General features: G+C 65.3%; 10 protein-coding genes and 1 pseudogene. 1 reads left to right on the top strand and 10 read right to left on the bottom strand.

Annotation, left to right across the window (positions count from 1 at the left end):
• Positions 1–213: 213 nt before the first annotated feature.
• On the top strand, positions 214–2,073 hold the full coding sequence (glsA, locus tag JQ573_RS01300) for a glutaminase A (RefSeq protein WP_212315042.1): 1,860 nt from the start codon (positions 214–216) through the stop codon (positions 2,071–2,073).
• 211 nt (positions 2,074–2,284) lie between these two features.
• On the opposite strand, the gene JQ573_RS01295 is transcribed toward glsA, so the two are convergent.
• The 10 genes and pseudogenes from JQ573_RS01295 to JQ573_RS01250 all read right to left on the bottom strand — a co-directional run bounded on the left by JQ573_RS01295 (position 2,285) and on the right by JQ573_RS01250 (position 12,218).
• Positions 2,285–2,812 carry a carboxymuconolactone decarboxylase family protein gene (locus JQ573_RS01295; RefSeq protein WP_212315043.1) on the bottom strand — a complete coding sequence of 176 codons (528 nt, stop codon included), beginning with the start codon at positions 2,810–2,812 and terminating at the stop codon, positions 2,285–2,287.
• A 420-nt stretch (positions 2,813–3,232) separates the two neighbouring features.
• The gene (locus tag JQ573_RS01290) at positions 3,233–3,592 is read right to left on the bottom strand and encodes a Zn-ribbon domain-containing OB-fold protein (RefSeq protein ID WP_212315044.1); all 360 of its coding nucleotides are present in this window, start codon (positions 3,590–3,592) and stop codon (positions 3,233–3,235) included.
• Positions 3,589–4,708: pseudogene (locus tag JQ573_RS01285) on the bottom strand (thiolase family protein). Before JQ573_RS01285 ends, JQ573_RS01290 begins: the two are co-directional and overlap by 4 nt.
• A gap of 148 nt (positions 4,709–4,856) precedes the next feature.
• Positions 4,857–6,023 carry an acyl-CoA dehydrogenase family protein gene (locus JQ573_RS01280; RefSeq protein WP_212315045.1) on the bottom strand — a complete coding sequence of 389 codons (1,167 nt, stop codon included), beginning with the start codon at positions 6,021–6,023 and terminating at the stop codon, positions 4,857–4,859.
• Between the two features lie 11 nt (positions 6,024–6,034).
• Positions 6,035–7,234 (bottom strand): CaiB/BaiF CoA-transferase family protein, encoded by a 1,200-nt coding sequence (locus JQ573_RS01275; RefSeq protein ID WP_212315046.1) that lies wholly within the window; start codon positions 7,232–7,234, stop codon positions 6,035–6,037.
• 266 nt (positions 7,235–7,500) lie between these two features.
• Positions 7,501–7,701 (bottom strand): hypothetical protein, encoded by a 201-nt coding sequence (locus JQ573_RS01270; RefSeq protein WP_024582174.1) that lies wholly within the window; start codon positions 7,699–7,701, stop codon positions 7,501–7,503.
• Between the two features lie 57 nt (positions 7,702–7,758).
• Positions 7,759–9,303 carry a class I adenylate-forming enzyme family protein gene (locus JQ573_RS01265; protein WP_212315047.1) on the bottom strand — a complete coding sequence of 515 codons (1,545 nt, stop codon included), beginning with the start codon at positions 9,301–9,303 and terminating at the stop codon, positions 7,759–7,761.
• Position 9,304: 1 nt separating this feature from the next.
• The gene (locus tag JQ573_RS01260; RefSeq protein ID WP_207837387.1) at positions 9,305–10,477 is read right to left on the bottom strand and encodes an acetyl-CoA acetyltransferase; all 1,173 of its coding nucleotides are present in this window, start codon (positions 10,475–10,477) and stop codon (positions 9,305–9,307) included.
• Positions 10,478–10,614: 137 nt separating this feature from the next.
• Entirely contained in the window at positions 10,615–11,265 is a 651-nt protein-coding gene (gene eda, locus JQ573_RS01255; protein WP_212315049.1) for a bifunctional 4-hydroxy-2-oxoglutarate aldolase/2-dehydro-3-deoxy-phosphogluconate aldolase, read from the bottom strand.
• Positions 11,262–12,218 carry a sugar kinase gene (locus JQ573_RS01250; protein WP_212315051.1) on the bottom strand — a complete coding sequence of 319 codons (957 nt, stop codon included), beginning with the start codon at positions 12,216–12,218 and terminating at the stop codon, positions 11,262–11,264. The genes eda and JQ573_RS01250 overlap by 4 nt, the downstream gene beginning before the upstream one ends.
• Position 12,219: the final 1 nt, after the last annotated feature.

The raw sequence follows: 12,219 nt of genomic DNA, 5'->3' as shown, positions 1-12,219 counted from the left end.
CAGCGCTGCGTCGGACGCTGTCTTGCTTGCGAAACATTTCCGGGCGAAACGTTTCGTATAACGAAACAAATACCGAGCAATCGCTCGCTTTGGGATCATCGGTTCGGAGAGCGCAGCCGTCGAACGGCGTCCGATCCGGACCGGTCGCCTCACACCTGACGTCGGTGCGCGCTCAGTTGCGCGCGCCCTGATTGCGTTGCACAACAGGAGGCGATGAAACGATCGCCTCCTCCCGTCACCGCCACCACCACGGCCTGGTCCAGCTCGAAGCCGCCGCTGCTGCGGTTTCTGCACGCTTGTTACGCAGACTTCCTGCCGGAGGCCGGCGGCGCGGTGGCCGACTACATTCCCGAACTGGGCAAGGCGGACCCTGCCCATTTTGGCATCAGCCTCGCGACGCTCGACGGCCATGTCTATGAGGTCGGCGACACCAGGGTGCCCTTCACCATCCAGTCGATGTCAAAACCGTTCGTGTTCGCGCTGGCGCTCGACACGCTGGGCGCCGAACGGGTGGAGAGCGTGATCGGCGTCGAGCCGTCCGGCGACCCCTTCAATTCGATCCGGCTCAATGCTGATAACCACCCGTTCAATGCGATGGTGAATGCCGGCGCGATCGCCTGCTCCAGCCTGCTCCATGCCGACAAGGGCGACGGCGCATTCGACTACATCCGGCAGGCGCTCGGCCGCTTCGCCGGCCGCGAGCTCGATGTCGACGAGGCGGTCTATGCCTCCGAGAGCGCCACCGGCGACCGCAACCGGGCGATCGGCTATCTGCTGCGCACCAACAGCGTGATCACCGAGAACGTGCCTGCGGTGCTCGATGTCTATTTCCGGCAATGCGCCATCCTCGTCACCGCGCGCGATACCGCCGTGATGGCGGCGACGCTGGCCAACCGCGGCATCAATCCGCTGACCGGCGAGCAGGTGGTGACGCCCTACGCGATCGCGCGCACGCTGTCGGTGATGACCTCGTCGGGGATGTACGACTACGCTGGCGAATGGATCTACCGCGTCGGCATCCCCGCCAAAAGCGGCGTCGGCGGCGGCATCCTGGCGGCGCTGCCGGCGCGGCTCGGGCTCGGCAGCTACTCGCCAAAGCTCGACAAGCACGGCAACAGCGTGCGCGGCATCAAGGTCTGCGAGGCGCTGTCGGGGCATTACGACCTGCACATGCTGAACCGCAGCGACGACGCCCGCCACAGCATCATCGCCGACTACAATATCGGCAAGAACCCGTCGCGCCGGGTGCGCCGGCCGCAGGAGCAGGAGATCCTGGCAAAGCACTTCCAGGAGGTGCGCGTGATCGAGCTGGTCGGCACGCTGTCGCTCTCCAATGTCGACTATGTCTCGCGCCGCCTCGCCGGCAGCCCGCGGCCGGAGTTCGTGATCTTCGACCTGCGCCGTGTCACCGCGACGACCCGCGCCGGTGCCCGGCTGGTGGCGGAGGCGTTCCACGAGCTGGCCGAGCTCGGCGTCACCGTGATCCTCTCCGGCATCAAGCGGACCTCGCGCGAATGGACCACGATCAGCGAGTGGACCAACCGGCTCGGCAACATCAGGGATTTCTATCTGCTCGACACCGCGATCGAATGGGCCGAGGACCAGATCGTCTACCGCTATGGCGGCTCGATCGACTTCCTTGAGACCACAGAGCTTGCCGAGCAGCCGCTGCTCGCGGGATTGAGTGAGGCTGAGATCGCCGATCTCACCACGCTTTGCACGGTCAGGACCTACCAGCCCAACGAGAAGATCATCGCCGCGGGCAGTGAGGCGACCTCGCTGTTCTTCCTGCGCAGCGGCGTCGTCCACGTCACCCTGCCCGACGGCATCCGGCTCGCGACCCTGACCGCCGGCATGGCGTTCGGCGAGATGGCGCTGCTGGAGCCGAAGCGCTCGGCGGACGTGCTCGCCGACATGTCGGCCACCGCCTACGAGGTGGAGATCAGGGATTTCGAGCGCTTCCGCGAGCAGCACCCGCGCGCTAGCGAACGGATCATGCGCAACCTCGCGCAAATCCTCGCCGACCGGCTGATCGTGGCGAATGCGAAGGTGGATCTGCTGACGTCGGGGTAGTTGCTGTTTCCCCCTCGCCCCGTTCTTACGGGGAGAGGGCTGGGGTGAGGGGCTGCATCCGCGCAATGACCGAGAGACGAACTCGCGGAGAGCCCCCTCACCCGGACCGCATTCCGCTTCGCTCCATGCAGTCCGGCCTCTCCCCGCATCCGCCTTCGCCAAGGCTTCGGCGGGACAGGCGCGGGGCGAGGCAAGAGAGTGCGGCTCGCGCCTAGCTCACCACTTCCGTCACCGGCTGCATATCGATCTCGAACGTCTCGAGAAATTTCGACGTCATGACGTAGAAGCCGACCGAGAGCTGCAACTCGATCAGCGCGGCCGGCGTCAACAGTGCCGCGATCGCTTTGAAGGTCGCGTCCGTCGGCTTCTTCAGCTTGACGACCTCATCGGTGAAGGTGAGCGCCGCGCGCTGCACCTCGTTGAAGCAGCTCGCGGACTGCCAGTTCTCCAGCGCTGCGTTCTGCTCGTCGGTGACGCCGACATTCTTCCCGATGCGCTTGTGCGCGACGATCTCGTAGGGCGCCTCGCAGAGAATGCCGGTGCGCGTGATCGCGAGCTCGCGCACGATCGGATCGAGCTCGCCCTTGTGGCGGATCGCGCCGCCGAGCCGGCAATATTGTTCAAAGTAGCTCGGCGAATGCGCCATCATGCGAAAGATGTTGGCGTTGCGGTTCTTGTCGAGGATCTCGCGGGTGCGCGGGCTTGCCTTCGCGGGATCGGAGTAGTCGATACGGGCCATTTCCTAACCTTGATCTCTGTCGTTTCTGTCGGGTTCCGAAACAGTATCCGCCGCCCGTCGCAGGAGCAACACGCGCGAGTCAAATTGCCGCCGCATTCCCAGACAACCCTGACACAGTCGATGTTCGCTGAGTGGGGACTCATCAAAAGCGAATGCTCGACGCGGGGTGTTCCGAGTACAAAATCTGGCCGTCGTGCGCGCAATTTGCGCAACGATGAGTCACGCCCAAGTCTAGGGGAAACGCATGAAGGAAGCCACCAAGAGGGCGGCCTCGGAAGCGCTTGCGCAAATGCTGGCGGTGACGGCGATGCTCGTCATCGCCAGCTTTGTCTTTTATTGGCGATAGTATCCGTAAACTATGAGGGGCAAGAGCGAACCAATTCAGCCTGGTTTCGCGTTCTGACTGGATCGTTCGGCCCCTCATTTCGCCTTTGCGAAATACGGAACCAGCCGTCCCGCGAATTGCGTGAAGCGCGCCAAAACCTTGTCGCCGATGGCGAGGTCGTTGTCGCCATGCGCCATCAAGCGAAAGCCCTCGTCGGCATCCACGAGCACGATGTTGTAGGGCACATGCGCCCGGGTCTCCGGCGTCGCAGCGCGGCAGACCAGTGACGTCGCATACACCGTCCCTGCTCCGCTCGCGCGATGCTCGGCAAGATCAGGCGAGCCGCAGGCCGCGCAGAAGCTGCGGCGGAAATATTGCCGCGCGCCGCAGGCGTTGCAGGTCTGATAGACGATGGCTTCCGCGCCCCTGGTCCAGTCAGCGATCGGTTCGCTCATCGCACGCGCTCCAGGAACATGCTGACGTGGGAGGACAGCACGCCGCCGTCGCCGTGCAGCAACGCAACCGAGGCGTCGCGGACCTGGCGATTGTCGGCGCGGCCGGTCATCTGCAGATGGGTTTCGACCAGATGCGCCATCGCGCCGCCGACGCCGCAATGGCCATAGCTGAGCAGCCCGCCATGGGTGTTGAGCGGCATCTCGCCATCCTGATTGAAATAGCCGGCGCGCACCCGCGCGGCCGCCTCGCCGCGCTTGGCGAGGCCGAGATCCTCCAGCAGCATCGCGAGCGTGATCGTGAAGCTGTCGTAGACCGCGGCGCGCGACACCCGACACTTCTTTCGCCTTCGCGATCGAGATCTCCGCGCCGAGCTCACTCAGCGCGGGCGCGGCCGTGACGTGCTGATGGGTGTGCGCCTGGGCGCAGCCGCGGATGCGAACCCGCCGCGCGCCGGTCGGCTCGCGGCTGATCACGCAGGCGGCGCCGCCGTCGGAGACCGGGCAGCAGTCGAGCAGTTTGAGCGGCATCGCCACCGGCTTCGAGGCCATCACGTCGGAAACCGTGATCGGCTCGTGGAATTGAGCGCCGGGATGCATCAGCGCGTGCTTGCGCATCAGCACCGCGAACTCGGCAAGGTCCTCTTGCGTGAGGCCGTATTCATGCATGTAGCGCGTCGCGACCAGGCCGTAATAGGCCGGGATCGTCGGCCCCAGCGTCACCTCGTAGTCGGGATGGCCGACCTGGGCCAGCGCCTGGATCGAGGCGTCGCGGCTCTGCCCGGTCAGGCGATTCTCGCCGCCGACCACCAGCACGTGTTTTGCGACACTGGCGTCGACGAGGTGATGCGCCAGCATAGTCATCGCGAGGCCCGTGGCGCCGCCGACCTGCACGGCGTGGGCATAGGACGGACGAATACCAAAATGCTCGGCGAACACGGTGGCCAGCATGATATGGGGCGAGACCGTGGAATAACCGCAGAGAATGCCGTCGATGTCGGAGCGCTTCAACCCGGCACCGGAGATCGCAAGCTCGGCCGCCTTGCTCATCAGGTCGAGCGAGGACAGGCCCTCATGCTTGCCGAAGGATGTGAGGCCGACGCCGGTGACGAAGCTCATCTTGTCTCCACTCTCTCCGTCGTCATTCCGGGGCGACGCAAAGCGGCGAGCCCGGAATCCATTTCACCGGCTTCGCATGTGGCCCGATGGATTCCGGGCCGGCGCCTGACGGCGCATCCCGGAATGACGCTGTGGAAATTCCCGACCATCAATACGACTTCGGAAGGCCGAGCACCTTCTCGCCGATGAAGCTGAGGATGAGCTGCGGGCTGATCGGCGCGATGCGCGGGATCAGCGATTCCCTGAAATAGCGCTCGACGTGATACTCCTTGGCATAGCCGAAGCCGCCATGCGTCATCACCGCCTGCTCGCAGGCGTGGAAGCCGGCTTCCGCCGCGAGATACTTTGCCGCGTTCGCGGCCGGGCCGCAGGGCAGGTTCTGGTCATACTGCCAGCCGGCGCGCAGCACCATCAGCCAGGCAGCCTCGAGCTCCATCCAGCACTTCGCCAGCGGATGCTGGATCCCCTGGTTCATGCCGATCGGGCGGTTGAACACGATGCGGCCCTTGGCGTATTCCGACGCCCGCTTCAGCGCGATCTGGCCGAGGCCGACCGCTTCGGCTGCGATCAGGATGCGCTCGGGGTTCATGCCGTGCAGGATGTATTCGAAGCCGCGCCCCTCTTCGCCGATGCGGTCTTCGACCGGAATCTCGAAATTCTCGAAGAACAGCTCGTTGGAGTCGACGGGCTTGCGGCCCATCTTCTCGATCTCGTGCACGGTGACGCGCTTGCGGTCGAAGTCGGTGTAAAACAGGCTGAGGCCATGGGTCGGGCTGTGCACCTCCTCCAGCGGCGTGGTGCGAGCGAGCAGCAGGATCTTGTTGGCGACCTGCGCCGTCGAGATCCACACCTTCTGGCCGTTGACGACGTATTTGTCGCCCTGGCGCACCGCGCGGGTCTTGAGCTGCGTGGTGTTGAGGCCGGTGTTGGGCTCGGTCACCGCGAAGCAGGACTTGTCGCGGCCGTCGATGATCGGCGGCAGCATGCGCTGGCACTGCTCCTTGGTACCGAACACCACCACCGGATTGAGCCCGAACACGTTCATGTGCACCGCGGACGCGCCCGACATGCCGGCGCCGGATTCGGAGATCGTGCGCATCATGATCGCGGCATCGGTGATACCGAGCCCGGAGCCGCCATACTCCTCGGGGATACAGATGCCGAGCCAGCCGGCATCGGCCAGCGCGCGATGGAAGTCGGCGGGATAGCCGCCCTCCTTGTCCTTCTTCAGCCAGTAGGCCTCGTCAAAGCGGGTGCAGATCTTGGCGACGGCGTCGCGGATCGATTCCTGGTTGGCGGAGAGTGCGAAATCCATCTGTCGTGCTCCTATGCCTTCACCACTTTGGCCGCGCCGTCGCGCACCATCGCCGCGATCTCGTCAGTGGAGAAACCCGCCTCGCGCAAAATCTCCGCGCTGTGCTCGCCGAGCCTGGGCGCCAGCCGGCTTGGCTCGACCTTGGTCTCCGACCAGCGCGCCGACGGCGTCATGCTGCGGATGCGGCCCTCGGTCGGATGATCGATCACGGGGAAGACGCCGGTCGCGACCATATGCGGGTCCTCCAGCAGGCTCTCTAGATCGTGCATCGGCATCACGGGCACGTCGGCCTTTTCGAGGATCTCGTTCCACTCGGCCGTGGTCTTGGTCTGCAGGATGCGCGCAAGCTCGGCGTAAACGACATCGATATTGGTGGCGCGGCCGGCGAAGGTCGCGAATTTCGGATCGCTGCGCAGATCGTCGCGGCCGGTCGCCTTGAAGAAGTTCTCCCACTGCTTGTCGTTGTAGACGATCACGCAGATATAGCCGTCCAGCGTCTTGTAGGGTCGCCGGTCCGGCGACAGATGCCGCGCGTAGCCGCCCTTGTCGAGCGGCGGATCGTAGGTCAGCCCGCCCATATGGTCACCCATGACGAAGCCGGCCATGGTCTCGAACATCGGAATGTCGACGCGCTGGCCCTGCCCGGTGCGGTCGCGATGCACGAGGCTCGCGCAGATCGCGCCGACCGCGGTGAGCCCGACGATGCGATCGACCAGCGCATTCGGCACGTAGCGCGGCACCCCGTCCGAGGTCTGCGCCATCAGCGCCGGCAGCGCGGTGGCGCCCTGGATCAGATCGTCATAGGCGGGCTTTGCGGCATAGGGCCCTTCCTGGCCGAAGCCGAACACGCCGGCATAGATCAGCCGCGGATTGACCTTGGCGACGACGTCGTAACCGAGTTGCAGCCGCGCCATCGCCTGTGGGCGCACATTGTAGACCAGCACGTCGGCCTGCGCGATCAGCCGCAGCACGGCCTCGCGCCCCGCCGGCTTCTTCAGATCGAGGCAGACCGAGCGCTTGCTGCGGTTGGTGTTGAGGAACACCGGCCCCATGCCCGGATGCCGGGTCGGACCGATCTGCCGCGTCACGTCGCCGTCAGGCGATTCCACCTTGATGACGTCGGCGCCGTAGTCGCCAAGCATCTGGGTGGCATAGGGTCCCATCAGCACGGTCGTCATGTCGACGACCTTGATACCCTGCAGTGGTCCCATCGTCCTGTTCGCTCCCGGATGTCCTGTTTACGCAGCTAAAGCGTGATGAGATCAGGCGAGCGTCATCGCGCTTTGGCGTCTTTTGAGCATGAGCTTTTCCGGAAAGCCGCTTTGCACTTTTCCGGATCATGCCTACTAACGGGAGCTGTTCGCCGAGATCAAGCTGCGCCGGGCGTATGGGCGTATGCGCGGCGGCGGCCGGATCGTTTCCGCGCGGCGGAACGCAGGGCGGGCAAAGACGAAGCCCGCCGCCGGCCCGATGCCGGTTACTGCCCGGTCATCGCCTCGCGCGCCTTCAGGAGCTTTTCCAGTTCCGCATTCTGCTGCTCGAGCCGCTCGGCGATGCGCTCCTCGACTTCGGCGCCAGCGGCACCTGCGGCCTGCTCGATCAGCTGCCTGATATTGTCCCGGAGGATTGCGATGCGATCGTTCACTTCCGACAGCGACAGAGACGTCTCGATTCCCATGGTCCGTTCTCCCGGTGACAAGGCACACGCAAGCTTAGCGCGACGGGAGGCGGCGGCCTATCCCTTAACCGATCCTTTGGCCATCATCTCCCGCAGCGCGGTCTTCAGCACCTTGCCATAATTGTTCTTCGGCAGGGCATCGAGATAGACATAGCGCTTCGGCCGCTTGAAGCGGGCGATCGAGGCAAGGCAATGCGCGTCGAGCCTGCCGTCGTCGGCGGCGGCGCCGTCCTTGAGCACGATGCAGGCGACGACGATCTCGCCCCATTCCGGATCTGGCACACCAATCGCCGAGACCTCGCGGACATCAGGATGCGTCAGCAGCGCTTCCTCGACCTCGCGCGGATAGATATTGGTGCCGCCGGAGATGATCACGTCCTTGGAACGGTCGGACAGCGTCAGGAAGCCGTCGGCATCGAGCCGGCCGACATCGCCGGTGCGCAGCCAGCCGCCCTTCAGCGTCTCGGCATTGGCTTTCGGATTGTTCCAGTAGCCGAGCATCACGGTCGCACCCTTGACCTCGATCTCGCCGGTCTCGCCTGCGGGCAGCAGCTTGCCGTCCTTGTCGGTGATGCGCACGGTGACGACGCTCTGCGCGGTGCCGACCGAAGCCAGCCGTTCGAGATAGCGCGGATGATTGCTCGCGCGGTGCCAGTCGCGCGACAGCGCCGTGATCGTCATCGGGGACTCGCCCTGGCCATAGATCTGCACGAAGCGCTGCCCCATGGTCGCGATCGCATCGGTGATGTCGGCGGTGTACATCGGCCCGCCGCCATAGATGATGGTGCGCAGTCCCTCGCCGTTCTCGCCGCGCTTCTTGGCGGCATCGACCAAACGGCGCACCATGGTGGGCGCCGCGAACATCACGACATTGTCGAGCTGGCGGCCGAGGTTGAGCACCTCGTCCGGATCGAATCCGCCGGACTCAGGAACGACGTGCCGGCCGCCCATCCGAACATGCGGGAAATTATAGAGGCCGGCGCCATGCGAGATCGGCGCCGCATAAAGCGAGGCATCGTTCGGCGTCGCCGCGTCGACGTCGGCGAGATAGCACAGCGACATCGCAACCAGATTGCCGTGGCTGAGCATCACCCCCTTGGGACGACCCGTGGTGCCCGAGGTGTAGAACAGCCAGGCAAGATCGTTGCTTTCGCGCGGCAATGGTGCAGCTGGCCCCTCGCCGCTTCGCATCGCCTTGTAAGCGTCGCTATCGACCGACAGCATGGTCATGCCGGCGGGGCAGTCGTCCTTCGCCTCAAGCAGCGCACCGATCGTGTCGTCGGACACGAAAGCCAGTTTGGCGCCGCCATTGCCGCAGATCCATGCCGCCTCGCGGCCGTGCAGCTTGGCGTTGATCGGGATCGCCGCGGCGCCGATCCACCAGATGCCATAGAGGCATTCGAGATATTGCGTGCAATTGCCGGCAAACAGCGCGATGCGGTCGCCAGCGGCAATGCCGTGATCGCGCGCCAGCGTCGCCCCGATCGACGCGGCGCGGCGGGCAAAGGTTGCATAGTCAGCGTCGAGGTCGAACCCGGTCAGCAGCGCCGGCGCATCGGGACGCGCCCGTGCCGTCGCCGCCAGCCATTCGGCAATGTTCAAGCTACTTCGCCGGCTCGAGGATCGAGACGTAGTTGGCGACCGCAGCGCCGCCCATGTTGAAGATGCCGCCGATCTGCGGGTTCTTGAGCTGCATGCCCTCGGGCGCCTGCCCTGCGAGCTGCATCGCGCTCATCACGTGCATGGAAACGCCGGTGGCGCCGATCGGATGGCCCTTGGCCTTGAGGCCGCCGGACGGATTGACCGGCAGCTTGCCATCCTTCTGGGTCCAGCCTTCCATGATCGCGCGCGCCCCCTGCCCCTTCGGCGTCAGGCCCATCGCTTCATATTCGATCAGCTCGGCGACCGTGAAGCAGTCGTGGGTCTCGACGAAGGAGAGATCGGAGAGCTGCAGTCCAGCCTTCTGCAGCGCGCGCTGCCAGGCAACAGTGCAGCCTTCGAACTGCAGGATGTCGCGCTTGGACATCGGCAGGAAATCCTGCGCATGGGCAGTGGCCCGGATGTTCACCGCCTTGCCCATGGTCTTGGCGGTCTCGGCATCGGTCAGCACCAGCGCGGCGGCGCCGTCCGACACCAGCGAGCAATCGGTGCGCTTCAACGGACCGGCGACGAACGGGTTCTTGTCGCTCTCGGCGCGGCAGAACTCGAAGCCGAAATCCTTGCGCATCTGAGCGTAGGGGTTGGCGACGCCGTTCTTGTGGTTCTTGGCGGCGATCATCGCCAGCGCATCCGACTGGTCGCCGTATTTCTGGAAATAGGCCTGCGCGATCTTGCCGAACACGCCGGCGAAGCCGCCGACCGTGTCGCCGTCCTCAGGCAGATACGACGCCTTCAGCAGGTTCTTGCCGATCTCCGGGCCCGGCGTCTTCGTCATCTGCTCGACGCCGACGACCAGCACGATCTTCGCAGCGCCCGCCTCGATGGCACGAATGCCCTGGTGCACGGCGGCCGATCCGGTGGCGCAGGCGTTCTCGACGCGGGTGGTCGGCTTGAAGCGCAGCGCCGGATTGGCCTGCAGCACCAGTGACGCCGTAAAATCCTGCGGCGAGAAGCCGGCGTTGAAATGGCCGAGCATGATCTCGTCGACGTCGGACGCGGCAATGCCGGCATCGGCGAGCGCCTCGTTGGCGACCTTGACGACGAGGCCCTCGACGGTCTCCGCGTCAAACTTTCCGAATGGCGTGTGCGCCCAACCCACAATGCTGGCTGCTGTCATGGCCGTATCTCCCTGTTCCTGTTCGGGAGTTATGTAGCGTATCTCGAGAGCGTTTTCGAGCGAAGTGGATACCGGTTCGTGTAAAGAAAACGCGTCAAAACCAGAATCTAGAACCCCGTTCCTATCGGAACGGAGTTCTAGCCGGCTTTCAGCGTTTTCATCGCCTTCGCGCACATGGTGGTTATGCCCGCCCAGTTGCTGGCGCGGATATCGGCCGCCGGGCACAGCCAGGAACCACCGACCGCCAGCACATTGGGCTCGGCGAGCCAGATCGCCGCATTCGCCTCACCGATACCGCCGGTCGGGCAGACCCTGACGTTGGGGAATGGACCGGCCAACGCGCGCAGTGCCTTGATACCGCCAGCCTGCTCCGCGGGGAAGAATTTGACGACGTCGAAGCCGTGCGCCAGTGCCTGCATCAACTCCGACGCGGTTGCGATCCCCGGCGCGAAAGGCAGCCCGCTGGCAGCGACCGCCTTCAACAATTCGGGCGTCGCGCCCGGGCTGATGCCGAATTTGGCGCCGAGCGCCTCGGCGCGCGCCAGATCGTCGGCATTGAGGATCGTGCCGATCCCGACCACCGCATCGGGCACCTCGGCGATGATGGCCTTGGCAGCATCGACCGCAACCGCCGTACGCAGCGTCACCTCGAGCGTCCGCACGCCGCCCGCGACCAGCGCCTTGGCGAGCGGGACCGCGTCGGCCAGCCGCTCGATGGTCAGCACCGGGATCACGGTGGCCTGGCGGATCAGCTCGGCGATCCGGTCCTGCTTCGATGTCGTTGTCATTGCGAGGCCTTGCGGGATGGTGGGGGACGAGGAGCCTTCTTCGGCGGCATGGCATAGCGCGGAATGATCGCACCGGGATAGCACACCACGACCCCGGCCAGACGATGGCCGGCGCGTGCCGCCTCCACGGGCTCGGCGCCGCCGAGCCGCGCGGCGAGATAGGCCGCGGCAAAACTGTCGCCGGCCGCCGTGGTATCGACCACCGGCTTCGGCAGCGGCTCCGCTCTCACCTCGCGCGTTCCCCCGGCCGAACGCACGATGCAGGCGGGCTCGGCGAGCTTCAGCACGACCTCGGGGCTCGAGATGCCGGCGAGCAACGCCGTGTTGCTCTCGCCGGGATAAAGCGGCGCCAGATCTTCCGTCGAGGCAAGCACAATATCGGCGGTCTCGAATGCGCTGCTGAAGACCTTCCGTGCAAGAGCCAGGTCCGGCCAGCCGCGGGCGCGGAAATTGGTGTCGAACGCAAAGCGCGTGCCCAGCAGCCGCGCGCGCTTGAGCGCCGCCATCAGCCGCTCGCGTCCGTCCTCGCGCAGGATCGAGAGCGTGATCGCCGAGAGATAGACGATGTCGTAGGTCGCAAGCGAGTTGAGGATGTCGTCCGTCTCGGGCAAATCCATCAGCTCGCGCGCCGCGGCGCTCTCGCGCCAGTGGAAGAAGCACCGCTCGCCTTTGTCGTCGGTCTGGATCAGATAGAGCCCCGGCAGCTTGCCTGCCAATCGCGCGACATGCTTGGTGCCGATGCCTTCGCTCGCCCAGCCCGCGATCATCTCATCGCTCAGCGCATCATCGCCGAGCGCCGTGATGTAATCGATGTGGACGCCGAGCCGGGACAGATAGACGGCGGTGTTGAGCGTGTCGCCGCCATAGGAGCGCGAATACAGGCCTCCGGGCTGACCGCCCGGAGCCTGGCGCAGCTCGATCATGCATTCGCCGATGCTGGCGACCCTGGTCATA

It is taken from the genome of Bradyrhizobium sp. AUGA SZCCT0105 (assembly GCF_018129565.1).
Taxonomy (GTDB): Bacteria; Pseudomonadota; Alphaproteobacteria; order Rhizobiales; family Xanthobacteraceae; genus Bradyrhizobium.
This window is presented reverse-complemented; position numbering and strand designations above follow the sequence as displayed.